Origin of the sequence: Archangium violaceum Cb vi76 (assembly GCF_000733295.1) — a bacterium.
GTDB classification, from domain to species: Bacteria; Myxococcota; Myxococcia; order Myxococcales; family Myxococcaceae; genus Archangium; species Archangium violaceum.
Genome location: NZ_JPMI01000233.1, coordinates 162,150 through 184,325, shown reverse-complemented (window position 1 = coordinate 184,325; position 22,176 = coordinate 162,150). Strand labels below are relative to the sequence as shown.

18 protein-coding genes and 1 pseudogene are annotated in these 22,176 nt (G+C 68.4%); 18 read left to right on the top strand and 1 reads right to left on the bottom strand.

Translation table 11 applies throughout. The features are described 5' to 3' along the window. The first annotated feature begins 19 nt into the window (after nt 1-19). The 12 genes and pseudogenes from Q664_RS32430 to Q664_RS32385 all read left to right on the top strand — a co-directional run bounded on the left by Q664_RS32430 (nt 20) and on the right by Q664_RS32385 (nt 12,649). Complete coding sequence (locus tag Q664_RS32430) at nt 20-1,048, top strand: oxygenase MpaB family protein (RefSeq protein WP_052518943.1); 1,029 nt, start codon at nt 20-22, stop codon at nt 1,046-1,048. Nucleotides 1,049-1,233: 185 nt separating this feature from the next. Then, a complete protein-coding gene (locus Q664_RS32425; RefSeq protein WP_052518942.1) occupies nt 1,234-2,418 on the top strand; it encodes a hypothetical protein in 1,185 nt (394 codons plus the stop codon). Between the two features lie 472 nt (nt 2,419-2,890). Next, on the top strand, nt 2,891-4,501 hold the full coding sequence (locus Q664_RS32420) for a serine/threonine protein kinase (RefSeq protein ID WP_160174549.1): 1,611 nt from the start codon (nt 2,891-2,893) through the stop codon (nt 4,499-4,501). A 23-nt stretch (nt 4,502-4,524) separates the two neighbouring features. Beyond that, a complete protein-coding gene (locus Q664_RS32415) occupies nt 4,525-5,424 on the top strand; it encodes a DUF2381 family protein (protein ID WP_075207568.1) in 900 nt (299 codons plus the stop codon). Nucleotides 5,425-5,519: 95 nt separating this feature from the next. Then, nucleotides 5,520-6,047: a hypothetical protein gene (locus Q664_RS58185; RefSeq protein WP_152622460.1), complete on the top strand. Its 528-nt coding sequence runs from the start codon at nt 5,520-5,522 to the stop codon at nt 6,045-6,047. Between the two features lie 95 nt (nt 6,048-6,142). Continuing rightward, a pseudogene (locus tag Q664_RS63020) lies at nt 6,143-6,523 on the top strand (NAD(P)-binding protein); the annotation flags it as partial. Next, a complete protein-coding gene (locus Q664_RS32405; RefSeq protein WP_084610505.1) occupies nt 6,493-7,575 on the top strand; it encodes a flavin monoamine oxidase family protein in 1,083 nt (360 codons plus the stop codon). The pseudogene Q664_RS63020 and the gene Q664_RS32405, both read left to right, overlap by 31 nt. A gap of 211 nt (nt 7,576-7,786) precedes the next feature. After that, nucleotides 7,787-7,957: a DUF5063 domain-containing protein gene (locus Q664_RS63220; RefSeq protein ID WP_152622465.1), complete on the top strand. Its 171-nt coding sequence runs from the start codon at nt 7,787-7,789 to the stop codon at nt 7,955-7,957. Nucleotides 7,958-7,969: 12 nt separating this feature from the next. Next, entirely contained in the window at nt 7,970-8,527 is a 558-nt protein-coding gene (locus Q664_RS32400; RefSeq protein WP_043404227.1) for a dihydrofolate reductase family protein, read from the top strand. Nucleotides 8,528-8,615: 88 nt separating this feature from the next. After that, a complete protein-coding gene (locus Q664_RS32395) occupies nt 8,616-9,923 on the top strand; it encodes a PQQ-dependent sugar dehydrogenase (RefSeq protein WP_235216960.1) in 1,308 nt (435 codons plus the stop codon). Between the two features lie 125 nt (nt 9,924-10,048). Next, on the top strand, nt 10,049-11,854 hold the full coding sequence (locus Q664_RS32390) for a hypothetical protein (RefSeq protein ID WP_043404223.1): 1,806 nt from the start codon (nt 10,049-10,051) through the stop codon (nt 11,852-11,854). Nucleotides 11,855-12,052: 198 nt separating this feature from the next. Further along, entirely contained in the window at nt 12,053-12,649 is a 597-nt protein-coding gene (locus Q664_RS32385) for a biotin transporter BioY (protein ID WP_052518941.1), read from the top strand. 27 nt (nt 12,650-12,676) lie between these two features. Here Q664_RS32385 and Q664_RS32380 read toward each other — a convergent pair whose 3' ends face one another. Then, complete coding sequence (locus Q664_RS32380) at nt 12,677-13,195, bottom strand: GFA family protein (protein WP_043404219.1); 519 nt, start codon at nt 13,193-13,195, stop codon at nt 12,677-12,679. A 239-nt stretch (nt 13,196-13,434) separates the two neighbouring features. Between Q664_RS32380 and Q664_RS32375 the strand changes: the two genes are divergently transcribed. The 6 genes from Q664_RS32375 to Q664_RS32350 all read left to right on the top strand — a co-directional run bounded on the left by Q664_RS32375 (nt 13,435) and on the right by Q664_RS32350 (nt 22,171). Beyond that, a complete protein-coding gene (locus tag Q664_RS32375; protein ID WP_043404214.1) occupies nt 13,435-14,745 on the top strand; it encodes an AAA family ATPase in 1,311 nt (436 codons plus the stop codon). Further along, nucleotides 14,742-15,401, top strand: a complete 660-nt coding sequence (locus Q664_RS32370; RefSeq protein ID WP_043404211.1) for an HNH endonuclease — start codon at nt 14,742-14,744, stop codon at nt 15,399-15,401. The genes Q664_RS32375 and Q664_RS32370 overlap by 4 nt, the downstream gene beginning before the upstream one ends. Nucleotides 15,402-15,569: 168 nt before the next feature. Further along, the gene (locus Q664_RS32365; RefSeq protein ID WP_160174546.1) at nt 15,570-15,887 is read left to right on the top strand and encodes a hypothetical protein; all 318 of its coding nucleotides are present in this window, start codon (nt 15,570-15,572) and stop codon (nt 15,885-15,887) included. Between the two features lie 96 nt (nt 15,888-15,983). After that, nucleotides 15,984-16,922 carry an MBL fold metallo-hydrolase gene (locus tag Q664_RS32360; RefSeq protein WP_043404204.1) on the top strand — a complete coding sequence of 313 codons (939 nt, stop codon included), beginning with the start codon at nt 15,984-15,986 and terminating at the stop codon, nt 16,920-16,922. A 48-nt stretch (nt 16,923-16,970) separates the two neighbouring features. Continuing rightward, the gene (locus Q664_RS32355; RefSeq protein ID WP_043404200.1) at nt 16,971-18,728 is read left to right on the top strand and encodes a M14 family zinc carboxypeptidase; all 1,758 of its coding nucleotides are present in this window, start codon (nt 16,971-16,973) and stop codon (nt 18,726-18,728) included. A gap of 107 nt (nt 18,729-18,835) precedes the next feature. Beyond that, the gene (locus Q664_RS32350) at nt 18,836-22,171 is read left to right on the top strand and encodes an ATP-binding protein (RefSeq protein ID WP_043404196.1); all 3,336 of its coding nucleotides are present in this window, start codon (nt 18,836-18,838) and stop codon (nt 22,169-22,171) included. Nucleotides 22,172-22,176: the final 5 nt, after the last annotated feature.

The following is a 22,176-nucleotide window of genomic DNA, read 5'->3' as shown; positions in this document are numbered from 1 at the left end:
TGGAGGTAGAATCGGGGGCATGAAGGCGAACTCGATGTGGCGGTCGATGCCCCCGGAAGTGCAGCAGCAGCTCGGCCAGGACAGTGAGCATTTCCGCAAGTGTCTCGACTCTCTGCGCGAGCACGCGGCGGGCGAGCACGAGGGCATCTACGGCCCCGGCAGCATGACCTGGGTGCTCTACCGGGAGCCGGTGATCCTCCTCGGCGGACTGCGCGCCATCCTGCTGCAGATCGCCCATCCGGCGGTGGCCCACGGCGTCTCCCAGAACAGCAACTTCCGGGGTGATCTGCTCGGCCGTGCGCGACGCACCTATACGGCGATGTACCAGCTCGTCTTCGGCGGCCTCCGAGAGGCGACGGGCGCCGCGAAGCGGGTCCACAGCCTCCACAGCCGCGTCTACGGCTCCCTTCCCGCCGGCCCCGGCTCGCAGGGTGACGGCCGCTATCGCGCGAACGATCCCTCGCTGCTGCGTTGGGTGCTCGCCACCCTCATCGACGGCGCCATCGAGGTCTTCGAGACCTTCGTGCGGCCGCTCAGCCTCGAGGAGAAACGCCGGTATTATCAGGAGACGCGGCTCGCCGGGGCGCAGTTCGGGCTCCTGCCGGAGCAGCTGCCGCCCACGCTCGAGGACTTCTACGCGTGGTACCATGAGCAGCTGGCGGGGGAGACGCTGCGCGTGGGAGACACGGCGCGCGAGCTGGCGGGCCTGCTCTTCAATTCGCCCTTTACCCAGGGACAGCTCGATGAGTTGCTCACCGCCGGCCTCCTGCCGGAGCGCTGGCGCGAGGCGTACGGGCTGGCCTGGGGACCGGGACACCAGCACGCGTGGAAGCTCCTGAAGGGCACGATGCGCCGGGCCATCCACCTCACTCCACCCAAGCTCCGCTACGTCACGGCCTGGCATCAGGCCCAGATGAGGCTGGCCCTGGCTCGAGGAGAGCGGCCCACGGTCATGGCCCGGGTGCTGAACACCCTCGACTCCTTCGTCGACGTGCCATTCAGCATCCGGCCGGTCGCGGTGAAGGCCTCCGCGGACGACAAGGATTGATGCGGGGAGGCGGCGGGAATCAAACCTCCTGCCTATACGCCTGCGCGGGGCGCTTGTGACCGGCTTCATACCCGGAGGGTGAGCCCGCTCACGGTGCCGCCGGGGCCGGGCTGACAAGGTGGTGTGTACCAGGACGGCCGGACTCCGGCGTTCGAGTATTCACCTTCCTTCTCACGAGGCTTTCCATGTTCATGCTCCCCCTTCCGCGTCAGGCGCTGCGACTGGCCCTGGCCGCGCTCTCCCTGGGGTTCGTGCCGGCCGTGCACTCCGCGCCCGCCCCCGACTATGCCCGCTACACCACCACGCAGCTGCTCCCTTACGAGAACGCCCGGAGCAACGTCCCGCCCTTCACCGAGGCGCTGAAGTTCCAGTTCTCGGTCGACGGCAAGCCCTACCTGGTGACCATGGACACGGGGACCACGGGGATCATGCTGTCGGCCCGGAGCCTTCCCAACTACTCGCCCGAGGGCGCGGCGCGCTACCCCCAGGGCTGGGAGTTCCTGTCGAGCAGCAAGATCCTCTGGGTGGGCCATTGGGTTCCCAAGGAGGTGACCTTCACAGGCGCCGGGGGCGTCCCCGTCACCGCCCAGGTGCCGGTGCTGGCCATCGAGCAGGAGGTGGTCTGCCCCGACTACAAGAAGGACGACAAGGCGACCTGTCCGGGCAAACCGCTCGGGACCGCGAGCGACAAGATCGCCTACATGGGCGTGGGTTTCGGCCGCGAGCATGACGGCCAGCCGCAGGGCACGCCGGACAAGAACCCCTTCCTCAACATCACCAAGATCAACGGCAAGCCGGTGACGCGGGACACGATGCGCGACGGCTACCTCATCACCCCGGAGGGGGTGCACGTGGGGCTCACCGCGGCGAACACGAGCGGCTTCGTCTTCACCCAGCTGGGCGGAACCAAGTACTCGAAAGATCCGCGCGACTGGCCCGAGGCGTCCATCTGCGTGGCCGTCGGCGCGTCGCCGTGCGTGCCCGGAGCGGTGCTCGTCGACACGGGCATCCCCCAGATGTACCTGACCGTCACCTCCCAGGTGAACGTCCAGACGAAGCTGGCGCCCGACCTGAGCGTGAAGGGCAAGAAGGTCCCCGTGCTGGTGGACGGCTCCCAGGTCACCGTCCGCTTCCCGGACAACGAGGCCCCGGTCGCGTCCTATACCTTCACGGTCGGGGACACGGCCCAGGCCAATCCCCTGGCGCCCGCGCAGGTCATCACCACGGCGAATGGAAAGACCGTCTTCGTCAACACGGGCCGCCACTTCCTGCGCGGCTTCAACGTGCTCTTCGACGCCGAGGGGGGCCTGTTCGGTCTGAAGAAGACCGGGTCCGCCAATTCCTCCGGGGGAGAAACTCCCAAGCGCTGATCTCCAGACACCGGGCTGGAATCGGTGGAGCGCCGATTCCTCGCCCCGTGCTCGGAGGGCTACACCGCAACACGGTTCGTGATCATGACCGTGTGGCCAGTTCGCTCGTCGGTCACATCCGAGAGACGGATGGCCCTCCTCGCTACTTCAGATCGCCGCTCGTCATCCTCAGCCCGAGCTGCGCGGAGAACGCGGCCAGCGTCACAAGCTCTAAGTCCAGGTGCGACGCGATCTGCTGGGGGGGTGAACCTGGGGGGGATGCGTTCACCACCTTCGAGGATGCAGTGGCCGAAGCGTTGGGTGCCGTCGAAAGGGCGCGCGCTGCTCGCCGTGAAGGAGTAGTTGGGGCTGCACCCCTCCCCTACCCCATGCCCAACCCCCGAGGTTCGGGCCTGCCCGCTCCTCTCCCTGGTAGCGTCCGCCACTTCCGGAGGGACGTGGGATGCTCGACGACAGCAATGAATGGGGGGCCGTGCCGACTCTTTCGCCCGGCACGGAGGTGGCCGGTTTCACCATCGAGGGAACGATTGCCTCCGGCAGCTTCGGCACCGTGTACCGCGCGAGGCGGAGTGGGATGCCCTACGCCGTCAAGCTGGTGCGCATCACCCCGAGGGGTGATCGGGAAGCCGCCGCGCTGCGCCTGGTGCGGCACCCCAACGTGGTGACCTTCCACGGATATGGCCTCTGGCCCGAGGATGAACCGCGCTTCCTCGTCCTGGCCCTGGAGCTCGTCGAGGGTCTCACGCTCGACGCCTGGGCGGCCCGGGAGAATCCCTCCGCGCTCGAGCTGGTGATGCGGGTGTTGCTGCCCCTCGCGCTCACTCTCGCGGACGTGCATGCCTCGGGCGTGGTGCACCGGGACATCAAGGAAGCCAACATCGTCGTGCGCGAGTCGGATGGGCAACCGGTGCTGGTGGACTTCGGCGCCGCGGGGCTCAAGGAGGGGGCGCTCCGCCTGACGATGCGGCTGCCACCGGGCACCGCCGAGTACCGCAGCCCAGAGGTGTTGCGCTTCGCGAAGCAGTGGGAGGGAGAGCACTACCCCTTCTCCCCGGGAGATGACCTGTGGGCCATGGGTGTCGTCATCTACGGCCTGTTGACGCGGACGCTCCCCTTCGGAGACCGGAACAATCCCGGGTTGAATCGGGCCATCCTCGAGGAGACGCCGCCGGCCCCGAATGAGCTCAACCCGCGTGTGCCCCAGGTCTTGAGCGACGTGTGCATGGGGCTGTTGGAGAAGAAGCTCGAGGACCGCTACCCGGACGCGAAGGTACTCGCGGCGGACCTGGTGGAGGTGTGCGCCGAGGCGGACTACTCCTGGCGCACGCCGATGTTTCCGAGAAGCGGCCAGGAGAACATGCCAGTTCCGGCGGAGCCCGGGCGCCAGTCCCGCTGGCTCTGGTGGGCCGCTGGCGGGCTCGGACTCACCGCGGCCCTCTTCCTTCTCGTGCCCTTGGTCACCCCACGCACAGCGTCGTCTCCGGACCCTGAGACGTCCCCGGGCACATCTGGTCAGGAAGTCGAGCTGCCGGCAAGCGCGGTGGAAGGTGCCCCCGGCGCGACCTTCACTCCCGCGCCCATTCACACCGAGGCACCGTCCATGCTCAAGACCCGACAGGTCCGTTCCCTCATTGCCGCTGGCTGTGTCGCTGGCGCCGCTGGTTGCGTGAGCGCGCCGAAGCCGCGCCCCCCGCCCCCGCCGGAGGACTGCCCGCCTGGAGCCGCCGCGGCGCACGAGCGCTTCGGAGTGGCTTCGACGCACGGCATCAACCTCGTCCTTCCGCTTCCGCGTGTGGAAGTGGTGCCCCTCCAGGAGGGGCCCGTCACTGCGGAGATCATCGGTCGGTGGGGAGGGCTCCCGGATCACACCACCTTCTCCGGGCGAGTCGTTATCGGCGAGAAGCGTGTCTATGGCCGCTTCACCGAGGCCCGGTTGCCCTCTGGGGAGATCGTGCCCGTATGCTTGCAGATGAAGTCGGTGGCGGATCCCGTCCTCGGCGTCGTGATGGAGCCCGGCAGCACTGCCACCCGGGCGCTCGTCATCTCCGGCGTCAGCGTCCGCGCCGTGCGCCGGTTCGAGTAGGTCCGCGTTGGAGGCCGTTTCCCATGCTCCCACCCACCCCGCCCTCCTTGCTGGTCCTGGTTCTGCTCCATGGGAGTCCCATGACTGCTACTCCCCCTCCCTCTCGTGATGCCTGCGAGGACAGCCACCGCGTCGAGTTGGCACCTGGAGCCATGATGCCGGAGGTCTGCGTCAGCCCTGGTCTCCTGACTGGCTTCTTCTTCGACGCTCCCGCCGTCGTGGAGGTGCAGGACGAGGCCCGCTTCGCGCAGGTGTTGCGCGGCCCTCGTGGATTCACCTTCATGCCACCTCCAGACATGACCTCTGGGGAGCGTCTCCGGCTTACAGTCCACTGGGGGGAAGGACTCTTACGGCAGAGCGCCAGCTTCTCCCTGGTGGCGCACCCGAGACAGGCGACGCGCCAGGTGGAGGTATTCCGAGACCAACGCTCCCGAGAGTCCGTGCTGCAGGAGGCAGCCCAGGAACGCGAGAAGAACGATCAGCTACGCGCGGAGAACCGGCAGCTCCGCGCCGGACTTGAGTGGGCGGGCAAGCTTCAGGGGCTGAATGCGAGCGGAGCACTGGGAGAGGATGGAATCAAAGCCACTCCGATCGCGGTGCGGGCGGGACAACCCGGGGACGGCGCCCTTCTCATGACGAGAGGCATCAGCTACCGCTCCGAGAAGACAGTGGCAGTGGCCGCGTGGGTGATGAACGCTGGCACCGATTCATGGTTGGTGGCTGGGGCCTCCCTGGCTACGGCCACCGGCGAGAAGTTGGAGGGGGTGACGATCGCCCAGCCCGAAGCCATCTCCCCAGGCCAGACGTGGCGTGTCTTCGTTGAGGCCGACGCTGGCACTGGGGCGCCCTCCGAAGAGGTGACGTTGCGCCTGTGGGACGCGGCAGGGCGCACCCTGAGCATCCCCAAGGTGACGTTCCCGTAGAGAGTGGAGCCGAGCGGTGCTGACCCACCCTCCCCTGCCCCATATTCATCTTTGCTCTCTTAGGGACGTACACACTGGCTGCAAGTGACGGCGGGATGTCACAGGCCGCCGGAAACGAAAGCGCCCCGCTCGGTATGCGCTGGGGCATGACCACAAAGGAGTTCAAGGACCTATTTCCCGGACAACTCACCGCCAAGGCGACCGAAGACCTGGATATCAGCATCATTGAAAGACCATTCGCGGGCCGCCCGGCGAAGCTTTACATAGATTTCAAGGAGGACCGTCTGCAAAAGGTAGCGATTAGATTTGCTGACGTGCGTGGACGGGAGCAGTTTGATGAACTCCGCTCTGCGCTGTCGCGAAAGTATGGTCCAGGAATCCCGCTGCCATTCGGGGCGAGGTGGCCCAATGGGCCCAAGCGCGTAGATCATGGGTGGATCTCCGGTCGCACTTCCATCTTTCTTCATTGCTCTGGTGCTTGCGAGCCAGAAGCCCCTGTCCATCTGACGTATGGTGACTACAGCACCGCCACACCAGACGCTCGCGTGACTGACGGGATTCTTCCGGCAGGCATCCTGGATGCTCGGCAAGAGCAACGAATCAAAGAGGACAAGGACCTCTGAAGCGACGTAGGACGCGAATTCCTGGGGGAAGCCCTGGTCATCCAGCGGGCTGCCGTGCTTGTCTTCACTGGGAGTAGAAGCTAGAGAGCCCGCGCATGAGCCTGAACAATGAATTGCCAGAAACGCGTTCGCAGGCAGCGCCAAGGGCCCGTTCGAGGATCTGGGCCGCGCTGCTGCTCGTGTTGCCCATGGGGTGCGTGACCGCCCCCCCCTCCTCCGCCACCTCTTCCCGAGTGCTGCTCTCCCGCGCTCCCGCCGTGGCCGATTGCGAGAAAACCACGGGCTATGACGCCATCATCGTCGGTGCCGGCCTCAGTGGGCTCACGGCCTCCAAGGAGCTCCGGCGCGGCGGCCGCCACAACGTTCTCATCCTCGAGGCCACCGACCGCATTGGCGGCCGGGCCAGCACCCTGAAGCGGGGGCCTCCCATCGATCTGGGTGGCGCCTGGATTCACGGGGTGACGATCAACCCCCTCACCCCCCTGGCGCCGAGTTCCGCTACCTGTTCGAGGGGAACATCGGCCCCCTGGAGAGCGCGGTGGAGACCTCGCAGAACTCCACCGTGGACGCCGTCGAGTTCGAGGCTGGGGACGATGACCTCCTCAAGCAGGGCATGGGCAACTTCATCGAGGCCTTTGGAGCCGAAGAGCCTGTCTGCCTCAACTCCCCCGTGACGAAGATCACCTACACCGATGACGGCGTCGTCGTCGACGTGAAGAACGGCAAGCGCTATCAGGCGCGCAAGGCGCTGGTGACGGTGTCCATTGGCGTGCTCCAGGCGAAGAAGATCCAGTTCGAGCCGCCGCTGCCGCCCAGCAAGCTGGACGCCATTGACGGTCTGCCCATGGGCAACATGCAGAAGGTCATCATCGACTTCAAGGACCAGCCTGACTTCATGGCAGGCACGCCCCCCAACTCGTGGGTCCTCTACCAGGCGCCCGACAACTCCGTGATGGCGTTCGTCATCCGGCCACTCGGCAAAAACATCGCCATTGGCTTCTTTGGCGGCGAGCGGGCCAGGCAGTACGAGCAGCAGTGCGCCAGCCTCTCGGGCGACAAGCCCCTGCCCCCCGAGCGCCAGCCCTGCGACGAGAAGGCGGTCCAGCAGACCAGGGCGGCCCTGGTCCGGATGTATCCCTCGAGTGCCAGCGCGGCGGCCGGGGCCTCCGCGCCCCTCGACATCGGCCAGGCGGTGGACAAGGCGGACATCTACCTCACGCGGTGGAGCCTGGAGCCCTGGGTGCTCGGGGCCTACTCCGCGGCCAGGCCCGACGCCTGGCACTTGCGCGAGACGCTGGGCCAGTCGATCTGCTCCTATCAACCCGCCTCACAGCAGGAGCCGGCAACAGAGGGTTGCCTCCGGCGGCTGTACTTCGGAGGCGAGGCCACGGGCAGGCCCATGTACAACGGCTCGTTCGCCGCGGCCCATGAGGCGGGGCTGCGCTCCGCGCGCGAGATGCTCCACAGCCTGGGGGAGGAAGACCGCGCCGCTGCATCCAGGACTCCCACCGCCGCCACCGGGCAGTGACGCCACGCTCACCCATCCCCTGCCTGGGTGCCCACCCGTAACGTGGGCCCTTGGCGGGGGGTGGGCCTCGTCCTAGGAGCCGGAGTGCCGGAGGCTCAACGTCTGGCGAATGTGGCCAGGAGCGAAGCACGCGAACTCCTGCTCGAGCAGCGCGACGACGCCACTCCACGCGTCATGGGTATCCGGGTTGCCGTGAAGGAAGAGGAGGGGCCTGCCCTGCCCGGCCACCGCTACGAGGGACCTGCGCGGGGGCTTCGCGCTCCTGGATGTGGGGAAGGTGGAGGCCGCCGGCTGGAGGTGGCGATTCGCATTCCACTCCCACTGGGGAGATCATGCCGTCGATGTCATCCACGCCCCGCACCGGATGCTCACCACGCGGTGAGGAGAGAGTCTCATGCGCAAGATCTTCTACCTGATGAACGTGTCCCTGGACGGCTACGTCGAGGCGCCCGATGGCGGCATCGCGTGGAGCAATCCGGACGAGGAGGTGCATCAGTTCTTCACCCAGCAGATCCGGGACTGCGGAGCGTTCTTGTATGGCCGGCGCATGTACGAGGTGATGCGCGTCTGGCAGACCATGGGTGTGGAGCCCTCGGCGTCGGACTTCGAGCGGGAGTTCGGGCGCATCTGGAGGGCCGTGCCCAAGGTCGTGTTCTCCACCACGCTCGAGAAGGTGGGCGAGAACTGTCGGCTGGTCCGGGACGACCTCGCCGCCGAGGCCGAGCGGCTGAAGCAGCAGCCCGGGGAGGATCTCATGATGGGCGGCCCGGGGCTGGCGTCGTCGTTCGCCCGGCTGGGCCTCATCGACGAGTACCGGCTGGTGGTCTGTCCGATCATCCTGGGCGGCGGCAAGCGGTACTTCCCGGCGCTCGAGCGGGAGGTGCCCCTGCGCCTGGTGGAGACGCGCACGTTCCAGTCCGGCACCATGTACCTGCGCTACCAGCGGGCTTGAGAGGGCGCTCCTCCGGTGTTCGTCTCCCGACGCTCGGGTGCGCGTTCCTGCTCGCACGCGCCTCACGCTTGGGAAATGCTCCGCGCCCATGAACAGGATGCATGTGTGGGGAGTCGCGGGACTGATGGGAAGCGTGCTGTGGGGATGCTCCCACGCGGAGAAGGGCCCTCCGGACCGGGTGGAGACGCGAACGGAGACGGTGGAGCTGCCGAGGCCGTACACCACGGACTCGGTACGCAAGTTCAGCAAGGTGCGGGGCTGGCCCGAGGGCAAGGCCCCGGTGGCCGAGGGCTTCACCGTGAAGCGCTACGCCGCCGACCTGGTGAGCCCGCGCAACCTCTACGTCACACCCCAGGGGGACGTGCTCGTGGCCGAGGCCAACACCGAGCTGCGGGGCATGATGAAGTTCGGCGCGAAGCTGGTGGGCTATGCCGCCTCCGCGCGCACCGGGCCCAGCGCCAACCGCATCACGCTGCTGCGTGACGCGGACCACGATGGCGTGCCCGAGACGCGCACGGTGTTCCTGGAGGGCCTGAATCAGCCCTTCGGCATGCTCGTACACGCCGGCTTCTTCTACGTGGCCAACACCGATGCGGTCTGGCGCTATCCGTACTCGCCCGGGGCCACCTCCATCACCGGCAAGGGCGAGAAGATCCTCGACCTGCCCGCGGGGGGGTACAACAACCACTGGACGCGCAACCTGCTGGCCCACCCGGACGGGACGAAGCTCTACGTGACGGTGGGCTCGGCCAGCAACGTGGGGGAGCACGGCCTCGACAACGAGGTGCGTCGCGCCAACGTGCTGGAGATCAACCCGGATGGCTCGGGGGAGCGCATCTTCGCGAGCGGCCTGCGCAACCCCGTGGGGCTGGGCTTCGCGCCGGGCTCGCGCGTGCTGTGGACCACGGTGAACGAGCGGGACGAGCTGGGCGATGAGCTGGTGCCCGACTACCTGACCCACCTGGAGGACGGAGCCTTCTACGGCTGGCCCTACAGCTACTTTGGCGCCCACGTGGACCCGCGGGTGAAGGAGCAGAAGCCCGAGCTCGTGAAGCAGGCGAAGGTGCCGGACGTGCCGCTGGGCTCGCACACCGCCAGCCTGGGGCTCGCCTTCAACGAGGGGCCCATGTTCCCCGAGCGCTTCCGCCACGGGGCCTTCATTGGTCAGCACGGCTCGTGGAACCGCTCGAAGCTCTCCGGCTACCAGGTGGTCTTCGTGCCGTTCTCCCCGGAGGGCCAGCCCACCGCGCCCGCGGAGCCGTTCCTCACGGGCTTCATCCAGAACGCGGACGAGCGCGAGGTGTACGGCCGGCCCGTGGGTGTGGCCTTCCTGCCGGATGGCTCGCTCCTGGTGGCGGACGATGCGGGCAACATCGTGTGGCGGGTGAGCCGGTAGGCCGGACGCGCGAGACGTCCCGTCCTCAGAAGCCCCCGTCCCACCTTTGATTCATGCGGGCTGTAACCGGAAAAACTCCACGTGCATACAGGGGAAAACGGCGGAAATGACGGAGGGTTACGCACATGGGTTTTCTGGGCAAGGTGGGCAGCGCGGTCTCCAGTACGGTCAGTTCGACGGTCAACGCGGTGTCCGATGTGACGGAGACGGTGGTCGACACCGCGGACGACGTGGTGGACAGCACGACCGATGCGGCGACCAGCGCCTTCGACGGCGTGAGTGAGTTCGTCCAATCGCCGCCTCCCGTGATTTCGGGGGTTTTCGACACCCTCCAGCAGGCGCGCCGGAACACCCTGGATGTCGTGGAAGGTGCCGCCCACTCCGCCATCAGCGCCGCGAACAACGGTTACCAACTCGCGGGGGACATCGCGCGCGCGGGACCGAACGCGGCGCTCGGTTTCGCGGACCGGGCCCTGTCGGCGGCGGATCGGCTCGCGCCCGAGGGAGGCATCGTCGACAACGTGCTGGGCGGCGCGCGCAACGCGGTGGGCTTCGGCCGGACGGCGCTGAAGCACCACGAGCGGGTGCAGGAGTTCATGGGTGGCGCCGCGGAGTCCCTGGCCCACGGCGGGGTGAACCTCGGACGCAGGGCGGCGGAGGACCCAATCGGTACCACCCGGGACGTCATCGAGTTTGCCCGCGACACCACGTCGCTGCTGGCCATCGAGAAAGACATCGAGGCCCTGGGGCCGGGAGACAGCTACTCGCTCAACGCCAGCCTGGACGGCTCCGCCTTCGGCCTGGCCGGGCGCCTCAGTGGCTCGCAGACGATCACCCACAACCAGGACGGGACGTACACGCTCGCCGTGAACGGTGAGGCGGGGGTCGGCCTGATGAGCCGCACGGGCTCGACCGGCGCGGGCACGGTGACCGCGGACGCGTTCGCCAACCAGAGCGCCACCGTGGAGTTCACGTTCGACTCCGCGGACGAGGTGGCCGAGGCCGCGCGGACGTTCCTGGGACCGATCGGCGGTGGGGTCTCGGGCGCGCTCGACGGCGGCATCCAGGGCGCCATCGACGGGGCCACTCCGGATTACGACGCGCTCCTCGAGAACATCTCGGCCGTGGAGATCTCCCCCAACGTGTCGGCCTCGGTGCTGGCCGAGGTCGGCTTCGGAGGGACGAGCGGAACGAGCGGGCCGGCCAACACGCCGGGCGGGACCCAGCAGGCCGACAGCTTCCTGGGCATCAGCGCGGGCGCCTCCGGGAAGGCCTCGGTGAGCGCCCGGATCGAGTTCGGCGACGAGGGTCCTCCGCAGCTCGTCCTCTCCCAATCCGTGAATGCCTCCGTGTCGGATTCCGCCTCCATCCCGGGACTGGAGGGGAGCATCGGTGGCTCGGGGACCGTCACCGTGCAGGAGCGCTTCGAGCTGCCGGAGGACTTCAGCGTCGGCGATGCGGTCCGCGATCCGCTGAACGCCGCGAAGGAGATCGCCTCGAACGCCAGGCGCACCGGCGAGGTCTCGGTGACGCTCGGTGCCAATGTCAGCGGCGCACTCGGTGCCAATGTCCCCGGCGCGGCGGGCAATCGCGGCGGGGAGCTCGAGGCGGAGCTCACGTTCACCGGTGGAGCGCAGGACATCCTCGACTCCGGTGCCCTCCAGGCCGCCCTCCAGGGGAACTTCTCGCGGGCCTACTCGGCGCTCGCGAACATCACCCAGGTGGAGGCGACGCTGACCCCCATCCAGACACAGAGCACGCAGGTGTCCGCCAAGGGCGGCGACGGCGCGGACTCGCTGGGCGTCTCGTTCGGTGCGACGAGCATCGATCGCCAGGAGCCCATCTTGGAGTACCAGGGCACCGTCCAGAAGGCGACCCAGGAGCTCGCCCAGGCCCTCAAGCAGTACCGCCACTCGTTCATCCGCGGCTAGCCGGCCCCCACGGCCCCGGGGGCCGGGCAGGGCGAGCCGGTACGAAGTGTCTGACACTTTTCCGGCTCACTCCACCGGCTCGGCCCATTCCTCGGAGTGACGTCTTGCATCGGAGTTCGTCCTCGCTGAGCATCGGTTCGTGTCTCCACTCCCCTCCGAGTCGTCCCGCTGGTCACACTCCTCGCTGGTGGGACGGCATTGAGCGCGGGCACGGGTTCTCCACCGCCTCGCGTCCTGGCCGACGTCTTCGCACGCACGCGTGTCCATGATGGGGCGCTCGTGCTTGGCGCCGCGCTGTTCACCGCGTTGCTCGCGCGGGTTGCCATCGCGGTGCCTGGCTCCCCGGTGCCCATCACGGGCCAGACGCTCGCGGTCGTCCTCACGGCCGCCGCGCTCGGGCCCGTGCGTGGCACGGCCGGGCAGCTCACCTACGTCCTGCTCGGGGCGGTGGGACTGCCGTTCTACTCCAAGGGGGCCAGCGGCTGGGCACAGGTGCTCGGGCCGACCGGCGGCTACCTGGTGGGCTTCATCCCCGCGGCCTTCCTCATGGGCCTCGCGGCGGCGCGGCACGGCTTTGACAGGGTGGCGTGGAAAGCGGTTCCGCTCTTCCTCGCTGGCCAGCTCGTCATCCTGGCCATTGGCGTGCCCTGGCTCTGCGTGGTGGCCCCGCTCGACCTCGCCACGGCCCTGCACAAGGGCTTCCTGCCCTTCCTGCCCGGTGGGTTGCTCAAGGCAACCATCGCCGGACTGGGGATGCCCCTCGCCTGGAGGCTCATACGGCCTCGCGAGCCATGAAGGTGCGCCTGCCCTGCGAGGGCCTCCTCAGCGCCGCAGCAGCATTGGAATCCACGCGAGGAAGAGCTTCGTCATGAACGTGACCGAGAGGTAGCTCGGATGGTTCGGGACGTCGTTGGGCAGCTCCACGCCCGCGGGCTTGTACCGGGTGCAGGTGCGCAGCTCGAGCGGCGGCACTTCTCCCGTGAAGCGCTTCCCATAGACCGAGACCCAGTGCGGCCCCTTGCCCATGTCCATGTACATCCCCGAGTTGCAGCACGTCGCGACGAACCGCCTCGTCGGTGAATCGTCCTTCAGCGTGAAGCTCGAGAGCAGCGACTCGCCGCGGGAGACGCGGAAGCGATCCTTCCGGTAGAGGATGAACTGCGTGCTACCCGTGGGGCCGCGAGGCGAGTGCGCGTTCGGGAGCGCCTCGATGCGGCGTCCACCCTCCTGGCAGTCGGCGCAGTAGCACTCGGTGTGGATGATGGGTGCTCCGCGTCCCTCGAGCTCCACCTGTCCACAGGCACATGCAGCGGTTCGGATGATGTCGGTCCTGGCGGGCATTGGCTCCTCGGTGTGATGCGCTTGCTCTGGTATCACGGGCGGGGGTCATCGTGGCCCGCGGCCGTTGGGGCATGCTGCCACCCTTTCGGTGCGTGAGGGGACGTGGGGAAATCATGGCGGCGCCTTGCTACATCCATTTATGTGCAAAGACCGGATTCTCTCGCCTTGTTGCCACCATGCCCCCCGGATAACCTCGGGCGCCCATTGATGCACCTCGCTATCGAGCTGAAAGGCAAGTCGTGCTTGAGGCCCTGCACCTGAAGAACGTCGGGCCCATGCCCGAGACGGAGATGGAGTTCGCACCCAGGCTCAACCTGCTCACGGGCGACAACGGGTTGGGCAAGAGCTTCCTGCTGGACGTGGCGTGGTGGGCACTCACACGAAGGTGGCCGCACGATCTCAACTCGAACTTGACGTCTGGCTACCCGGCCCGTCCCTCCGACGTGAAGAAGGCGGCCAGTATTGACTTCAAGCTGACGTCCAAGACCAAGAGCGTCTTCTATCAAAGCAAATATGTGCCGAGAGACGAGAGTTGGCTGGGCAAAGCGGGGCGCCCTTGGAACCCAGGGCTCGTCATCTACGCCCATGCGGACGGCGGCTTCTCTGTCTGGGATCCCGCCCGCAACTACTGGAAGAAGAAAGGCAGCATCGATATCCAGGAGCGACTCCCTGGATATGTCTTCTCGGCGAAAGAGGTCTGGAATGGGCTCGAGGTCGACATCGACGGCAAGCCCACCCTGGTCTGCAACGGATTGCTGAGCGACTGGTCGGCATGGATCCGGGAGAAAGGGGAGACCGCGAAGCGGATGGAGGAGATCCTCGGCAACCTGTCCGCCCAAGGCGAACATCTCCGGGTGGGGCCGCTCAAGCGCCTCTCCATCAATGATGCCCGCGATATCCCCTCCATCCACACGGCCTACTCGGCCGGGGTCCCCATCCTCCATGCGTCGTCGGGAGTCCGTCGCATGGTCGGACTCGCCTACATGCTGCTGTGGTCATGGAACGAGCACGCCCGGGCCGCGGAGCAGCTGGGCGAAAAGCGCACCTCGCAAGTCGTCATGTTGTTCGACGAGATCGAGAGCCATCTGCACCCCTTGTGGCAGCGCTCCATCCTGAAGTCCGTGCTCCACATCTCCGAATCGCTCCACGCGAAAGCGACGGTCCAGCTCATCGCCGCGACGCACTCACCGCTCATCCTGGCGTCGGCCGAGCCCCTGTTCGACGCCAACAAGGATGCCTGGTTCGATCTGGATCTGGAGAAAGGACACGGCGAGCCGGTCGTCACGCTGCGGCGGCGCGACTTCGTCCGCCGGGGTGATGTCTCCAACTGGCTCACCAGCGAGGCCTTTGATCTCAAGAGCGCGCGCTCGCTCGAGGCCGAGGCCGCCATCGAGCAGGCGCGAGCCCTGCTGCGACGCACCCAGCCGCCGCCCACCCTCAAGGAGGCCAAAGCGGTGGATGCGGAACTGCGCAAGGCCGCCCTCTCCGACATCGATCCCTTCTGGGTGCGCTGGGGCAACTTCATGGAAGAGCTTCGAGGCCTCAAATGATTCCCGTGGCACCTGCCCCCGAGCCTCCTGACTTCGATCTCCGCGTCCGGCAGAAGGGGCTCAACGCCATCGCGGAGATGGTCGGCGAAAAGCCAGCCCGGACGAGGAGAGGACCCAAGCGGAAGAAGCTCGCGGACACGCGCGAGAAGATTCCAGCGGACCAATTCCCTCCGTACTGGCGCGAGGTGCTGCCCGAGATGCTCGAGTCCTACCACCATCTCTGCGCCTACCTCGCGCTGTACATCCATTCCGCGACGGGAAGCCCATCTGTTGATCATGTCGTCCCCAAATCCAAGTCCTGGGACAAGGTCTACGAGTGGTCGAACTACCGGCTGGCGTGCGCACTGGTGAACGCGCGCAAGAACGACGTGGAGTTGGCGCTGGATCCCTTCCAGATCAGCCCTGGCTTGTTCGCGCTCGAGTTCGTGGAGTTCCAGGTTGTCGTGGGTCCCGCCGCCCAAGGCAACCAGGTCGATCAAGTCACCGCGAGCATCAATACGCTCGGGCTCAACGTGCGCGACTGCCGCAAGGCGCGCCAGGCATACGTCGAAGCCTATGAGAAGGATGAGATCCGCCTGTCGTATCTCACGCGGCATGCTCCCTTCATCGCCCAGGAACTCCGTCGCCAGGGGCGATTGCTGAGAGGAGATACCTGACGGAAGGGTGTCCGGAAGGGTGTCGGGCATTTCGTATGGGACACGCTGTACGAGTCGTGCCGATCTCCACCTGGATGAGCAAGCAGGAAGCGCTTCATGAACGGCTGGCGCAACTCCTCAATACAGAGAGTTGATGGTGGCGGGAGCGGAGACCAATATGCAGGGTCCATGGCCCCCATCGCTCCGCTAGGAAAGCCTCGCGTGCTCGCGCTCCTGCGCGCCGGGAAGCTGCCGTTCACCTTTGGCTCACCTCATCCCACCGTCGCCGTCGTCGAGCAGGACGGTGTCTTCCGGGTGCGAGAACTGGTCGTGGCTCCCGCCGAAGCCGAAGTGGCCGCCAGGGAGTCGATGAATGAACGCGGTCTCTGGACGCCGGAGCAGCACTACGCGCTCGGCAAGCCTACCGGGCGCGTGTTCATCGAAGCGCCGACGCGCGACGCGCTCGCCGAGAAGCTCGAGGCGTACCCGTGGCCGCGAGAGTGGTGACTATCGCGTTCACACATCGCCCTTGCATCCGAGGCCAGCGCCGGGACAAGACAGTGCCTGGGCCCACACCTCGCTCCGGGCCCACGGGAGAGCGTCATGGCAGCGCGCTTCAAGAACCTGGATGGCAGCCTCCCCCACGCGCTCGGCAACGTCTTCAAGTGGGCCGTGGGGGACAAGCTCGCGGGCAGGCGGCGCAAGAGCCCGGACACCGCCCCCGTGCGCCGCGTGGAGCCGGACCTCGCCGCGCTGGCCACGCCTCCGGCCACGGGAGAGGGCGCGCGCCTCACCTGGCTGGGCCACGCGAGCTGGCTGGTGCAGCTCGATGGGGTGTCGCTGCTCATCGACCCCGCCCTGCGCGACTCCATCACCGGTTTCATCCGCCGCAACGTGGGCCCGGGCGTGCCGATGGAGAAGCTGCCCCCCATCACCGCCACCCTCGTCTCGCACAACCACTTCGATCACCTGGACATGCCCACCGTGCTCCAGGTAGGCGCGCCTGTCGTCAGCGGACTGGGCATGACGCGTTACTTCCGCCCCGGCTCGCCGCCCGTCACCGAGCTGGACTGGTGGGGCTCCACGAAGGTGGGCCCCGTGACGGTGCACTTCGTCCCCGCCCAGCACTGGAGCCGGCGCGGCCTCAACGACGTCAACGAGACGCTCTGGGGCGGCTTCGTGGTGCAGGGCTCCAGCGCGTGCGTCTACCACTCGGGCGACACCGCGTACTTCGACGGCTTCAAGGAAATCGGCCGGCGCTTCCCCGCGCTGGACGCGGCCATGCTGCCCATTGGCGCGTATGACCCGGGCTGGTTCATGGAGAAGCAGCACATGAACCCCGAGCAGGCGGTGCAAGCCTACGAGGACCTCGGGGCCCGGCGCTTCCTCGCCATGCACTGGGGCACCTTCAAGCTCACCGACGAGCCCCTCGACGAGCCACCCCAGCGCCTGGACACCGAGTGGGGCCGCCGGAAGCTGCCCCGCGAGCCACTCCACGTACTCGCCGTGGGAGAGAGCCTCTCCGTACGCCGCGCGGGATGACGCTCCAGGGTTGAGGGAGGGCGGACGGTGTGCTGTGAGGGGGGTGCCATGCTCCTGCCCGTCCTCCTCGCACTCACCCTCCACCAGGCTCCCCTCACCACCGTCGCCGAGCAGAGCGGATGGACCCGCACCGGCCGCTACGCGGAGGTGGAGTCCCTCTGCCGCTCCTTCCCCCAGCGCTACCCCGGCAAGGTGCGCTGCGACACCTTCGGCACCACCCCCGAGGGCCGCCCCATGCTCGCCCTCGTGGCCAGCGCGGATGGCACCCTCACCCCCGCCGCCGCCTCCAAGAAGGGCCGCCCCGTCGTCCTCTTCCAGGGCGGCATCCACGCCGGGGAGATCGACGGCAAGGACGCCGGCTTCTGGCTGCTGCGAGACATGCTCGACGGCAAGGCGCTGCCCGGCGTGCTCAAGCAGGTGACGGCCGTCTTCGTCCCCGTCTTCAACGTGGATGGCCACGAGCACTTCGGCCCCAACCACCGCCCCAACCAGGTGGGCCCCGAGGAGATGGGCTGGCGCGTCACCGGGCAGAACCTCAACCTCAACCGCGACTACGTGAAGGCCGATGCCCCCGAAATGGTGGCGCTGCTCAAGCTGCTCCACTCCTGGAACCCGCTCTTCTACGTGGACCTGCACGTCACCGACGGCGCCAAATTCGAGCACGACGTGAGCGTGCAGATGGAGCCCCAGAAGGTGGGCCCGGAGGCCATGCGCACCCTCGGCGCGAAGCTGCTCGAGGAGCTCCTCACCGAGCTGGAGTCCAAGAAGCACCTGCCCCTCCCCTTCTACCCGTCCTTCCGCGAGGACGATGACCCCACCTCGGGGGTGAGCTACGGCGTGTCGCCCCCGCGCTTCAGCCACCAGTACTGGGCCGCCCACCGGCGCTACGGCGTGCTGGTGGAGACCCACTCCTGGAAGCCCTACGCCCACCGCGTGGCCACCACGCGCCATGTGCTCGAGGGCCTGCTGCGCCTCACCGCCCGCGATGCCCAGGCCCTGCTGTCCGCCGTGAAGGCCGCCGACACCGAGGCCACCTCCGGCAAGGTCCGCGAGGTGGTGCTCGCCTGGGACAACACGGACAAGAGCCGCCCCTTCGCCTTCCGCGGCTACGCCTACGAGCGCTCCCCCTCCGAGCTCACCACCCAGCCGTGGATCCGCTACGACGACTCGAAGCCCCAGGTGTGGACCATCCCCTATTACGAGGAGCTCCGCCCCGTCCTCACCGCGTCGCTGCCCGCCGGCGGCTACCTGGTTCCCCCCGCGCACGCGGGCTGGGTGGCGCAGAAGCTCACCACGCACGGCCTGCGCTTCCAGCGGCTCGGCCAGGACGTCCCCTCCGCCCAGGTGGAGGTGTTCCGCGCCACCGAGGCGAAGTTCCGCCCCGCCTCCGTCGAGGGCCGCCAGGGCCTCTCCGTGAAGGGCCAGTGGACGAAGGAGACCCGACCGCTCCCCGCCGGCACGCTCTACGTGCCCGCCACGCAGACGAATGTCCCCCTGCTGGCGCACATGCTCGAGCCGCTCGGGCCGGACTCGCTCCTCTCCTGGGGCTTCTTCAACAACCACTTCGAGCAGAAGGAGTACGTCGAGGACTACGTGCTGGAGCCCTTCGCGCGCGAGCTGCTCGCCCGCGACGCCGCCGTGAAGGCCGCCTGGGAGGAGAAACTGAAAGACCCGGAGTTCGCTCGCAACCCGCGCGCCCGCCTGCGCTTCTTCTACGAGCGCCACCCCGCCCACGACACCCGCTTCAACCTCTACCCCGTCTTCCGCACCGACTCGGCCCCCGCGGGCCTCAAACCGGCGCGCTGACGCCCCTCACTCCGTGTAGGTGGCACACCCCGGAGCCCCCCGTTATGGTGGTGGGTCGATCGCCGGGCATGTGGTGGAATACGGCCCATGTCGGCTCCGGGAGGACGATGATCAAGGAACGCGACCTGCTCGAGCAGGCCATGGCCCTGCTGGAGGCCCAGCGCCCCATGCTGGGCCAGGAGGCCACCGAGGCCGCCCTGGCGGCCTTGCGCGCTCGGCTCGCGGCCCTCGCCTCCCGCGTTCCCCTGGAGCGCCGCCACGTCACGGTGCTCTTCGGCGACCTGTGCGGCTTCACCTCCCTGAGCGAGCAGATGGACCCGGAGGACGTCAGTGAGCTGATGAACCAGCTCTGGGCGCGCGTGGACGCCGCCATCGTCCGGCACGGGGGCCGCATCGACAAACACATCGGAGACGCCGTGATGGCGCTCTGGGGCGCGGAGGGCGCGCGCGAGGACGACGCCGAGCAAGCCATCCACGCCGCCCTGGACATCCAGGCCCAGCTCGACTCCTTCCTGGCCGGCCCCCCCGAGGGGCTGCGCATGCGCATCGGCATCCACACCGGCCCCGTCCTCCTCGGGGTGGTGGGCACGCTCGGGGAGCTCACGGTGATGGGGGACACCGTCAACACCGCCAGCCGCCTGGAGCAGGCCTCGCCCGAGGGCGGCATCCTCATCTCCCACGCCACGCACCGCCACGTGAGCGGGGCCTTCGAGGTCGAGCCCCAGCAACCCCTCCGGCTCAAGGGCAAGCAGGAGCCGCTCCAGGTGTACCGGGTGACGGCCGCCCGGCCCCGCAGCTTCCACCGCCAGGGACGCGGTCTGGACGGCATCTGGGCCCGGCTGGTGGGACGCGAGGAGGAGTCGCGCCAGCTGCGCTCCGCCCTGTCCACCGCGCTCTCCGGCGCAGGCTGTCAGCGCGTCACCCTCACCGGCGAGGCGGGCATCGGCAAGTCCCGGCTGCTCGGCGAGTTCGAGACGTGGCTCGAATCGCTGCCCTCGCCCCCCCGCTGTCTGCGCGGCCGCGCCAGCCCGGAGATGCGCAGGCACCCCAACGCCCTGCTCCGGGACTTGTTCTCCTTCCACCTCCAGGTGCAGGAGAGCGATGTGCCCAGCGTGGTGCGCGCCCGCCTGGAGGAGAGCTTCTTCGAGGCGCTCGGCCCGGAGACCTCCAGCCGCTTCCGCGCCCACCTCGCCGGCTCGCTCATCGGCTTCGACTTCAGCGACAGCCCCCTTCTGAAGGGCACGCCCCTGGACGAGCAGGGCCTCCGGGCCCGCGGCCTCGCCGCCCTCAGCGAGTACTTCCGCGCCCTGCTCAGCCGCGAGCCCATGGTCCTCTTCCTGGAGGACATCCACTGGGCGGATGACAGCGCCCTCGACTTGCTGGAGCGCCTGCTCCAGACGCTCGCCCCGGAGCGGCTGCTCGTGCTGTGCACCGCGCGGCCGGAGTTCTTCGAGCGGCGCCCCCAGTGGGCCACCGCCCTCCACCACACCCGGCTCGAGCTGCGCCCCCTCTCCCAGCAGGACAGCCAGGTGCTCGTGGCGGAGCTGCTGCGCAAGGTGGAGTCCATCCCCCCGGCCCTCCACGAGCTCGTGGTCTCCCGCGCCGAGGGCAATCCCTTCTACCTCGAGGAGCTCATCCAGATGCTGCTCGAGGAGGGCGTCATCCTCGCCGAGGGCGAGCACTGGCGCGTCGAGCCCCGCAGGCTCACCTCGCTCAAGGTGCCCTCCACGTTGAGCGGCGTCCTGCAGGCCCGCCTGGACAGCCTCCCCGCCCTCGAGCGCGACGTCCTCCAGCGCGCCTCGGTGGTGGGACGCATCTTCTGGGACGAGGCACTCGAGCGGATGGGACAGGGCGAGGAGCCCCCCATCCCCATCCACCAGGCCCTCACCGCCCTCCAGGAGCGCGAGCTCATCTTCGAGCAGTCCACCCCCGCCTTCTCCGGGACGCGCGAGTACATCTTCAAACACGCCATCGTGCGCGAGGTCACCTACGACACGGTGCTCAAGCGGGAGCGGCGCACCTTCCATGGACGCATCGCCGAGTGGCTGCTGGCCCGCGGTGGCGAGCGCTCCCGGGAGCACCTCGGACTCATCGCCGACCACCTGGAGGCCTCCGGCCAGGGCGCCCGGGCCGCCGTCTACCTGCGGCGCGCGGGCGAGGAGGCGCTGTCCCTCTTCGCCAACGCGGAGGCCCGTGGCTTCCTGGACCGGGCCCTGGACGTGACGTCCGAGGCGGACCTCCCCGAGCGCTACGCCATCGTGGCCGCGCTCGAGAAGGTCCACGGCGTGCTCGGCGAGCGGCAGGCGCAGCGGTTGGACCTGGAGCTGATGGAGGCACTGGCCGAGCTGCTCACCGATGATCGGCGGCAGACGGAGGTGGCCCTGCGCCGCGCCCTCTACGCCACGGAGATCGGCGAAATCACCGAGGGCGTGGAGGCGGTGCGCAAGGCCATCCGGCTGTCCCAGCAGACGGGAGACGTGGCCAGCGAGGCGCTCGGCCACCTGCGCTGGGGACGCATGCTGCGCCACCACCAGGGCGACTTCGAGAGTGCCCGGACCCAGTTCGAGCGCAGCCTGGCGCTCGCCGAATCCGCGCGGCTCGAGCAGTTGGAGGTGGAGAGCATCCTCAACCTCAGCGCCACCCTCAACGAGATGGGGGACCTGGGGCCGAGCCTCGGCTACATCCTCCGGGTGCTCCCCTTCTGCCGGGCCATGGGCAACCGCTGGCTGGAGTTCTCCGCCCTGCGGCACCTGGGGTACGTGCGCAAGAGCCTGGGTGACTTCACCGGAGCCCGGGCCGAGCTCGAGCAGACCCTCCAGTTCAGCCGCGTCATCGGCTACCGCTTCTGGGAGTGCGTGGACCACTGCACGCTGGCGCTCGTCCACCACCACCTGGGCGACGAGCCCGCCGCGCTGGAGAGCGCCGAGCAGGCCCTGCGCATCGCCCAGGAGATCGGCAGCCCCCGCAACCAGGGTTATGCCTGGATGGCCCGGGGCCACGTGCTGCTCACCCTGGAGCGCCTGCCCGAGGCCCAGGAGTCCTTCCAGCAGGCCCGCAGAATCCGGGTGGAGACGCGGATGCGGCACCTGGAGATGGAGTCCATCGCCGGCCTGGCCGCCGTCGCGCTGGCGGCCGGCGAGCGGCAGCGGGCCCTCGGGTACGCCGAGGAGCTCCTCTCGTACCTGGAGCAGGGCTCGCTCCAGGGCGTGGAGGAGCCCTTCGGGATGTGGCTCACGTGCTTCCGCGTCCTGAGCGACCACGAGGACCCCCGCGCGTCCCGCGTCCTGGAGACGGCCCACCGTCAACTCCAGGAACGGGCCGCGAAGCTCCAGGACGAGGGACTGCGGCGCTCGTTCCTCGCCATCTCCGCGCACCGCACGCTCCTGGAGGAGGCCGGCCGCCACTCCGAAAGCTCGACGCGTCAGGGGGATGGACTAGCGTAGGTGTT

What these genes read in the sequence shown, in the direction of transcription:
- Q664_RS32430 (WP_052518943.1), top strand. Translation starts at nt 20, where the DNA reads ATGAAGGCGAACTCGATGTGGCGGTCGATGCCCCCGGAAGTGCAGCAG.
- Q664_RS32425 (WP_052518942.1), top strand. Translation starts at nt 1,234, where the DNA reads ATGTTCATGCTCCCCCTTCCGCGTCAGGCGCTGCGACTGGCCCTGGCC.
- Q664_RS32415 (WP_075207568.1), top strand. Translation starts at nt 4,525, where the DNA reads ATGCTCCCACCCACCCCGCCCTCCTTGCTGGTCCTGGTTCTGCTCCAT.
- Q664_RS58185 (WP_152622460.1), top strand. Translation starts at nt 5,520, where the DNA reads ATGTCACAGGCCGCCGGAAACGAAAGCGCCCCGCTCGGTATGCGCTGG.
- Q664_RS32400 (WP_043404227.1), top strand. Translation starts at nt 7,970, where the DNA reads ATGCGCAAGATCTTCTACCTGATGAACGTGTCCCTGGACGGCTACGTC.
- Q664_RS32395 (WP_235216960.1), top strand. Translation starts at nt 8,616, where the DNA reads ATGAACAGGATGCATGTGTGGGGAGTCGCGGGACTGATGGGAAGCGTG.
- Q664_RS32390 (WP_043404223.1), top strand. Translation starts at nt 10,049, where the DNA reads ATGGGTTTTCTGGGCAAGGTGGGCAGCGCGGTCTCCAGTACGGTCAGT.
- Q664_RS32380 (WP_043404219.1), bottom strand. Translation starts at nt 13,195, where the DNA reads ATGCCCGCCAGGACCGACATCATCCGAACCGCTGCATGTGCCTGTGGA.
- Q664_RS32370 (WP_043404211.1), top strand. Translation starts at nt 14,742, where the DNA reads ATGATTCCCGTGGCACCTGCCCCCGAGCCTCCTGACTTCGATCTCCGC.
- Q664_RS32365 (WP_160174546.1), top strand. Translation starts at nt 15,570, where the DNA reads ATGGCCCCCATCGCTCCGCTAGGAAAGCCTCGCGTGCTCGCGCTCCTG.
- Q664_RS32360 (WP_043404204.1), top strand. Translation starts at nt 15,984, where the DNA reads ATGGCAGCGCGCTTCAAGAACCTGGATGGCAGCCTCCCCCACGCGCTC.
- Q664_RS32355 (WP_043404200.1), top strand. Translation starts at nt 16,971, where the DNA reads ATGCTCCTGCCCGTCCTCCTCGCACTCACCCTCCACCAGGCTCCCCTC.
- Q664_RS32350 (WP_043404196.1), top strand. Translation starts at nt 18,836, where the DNA reads ATGATCAAGGAACGCGACCTGCTCGAGCAGGCCATGGCCCTGCTGGAG.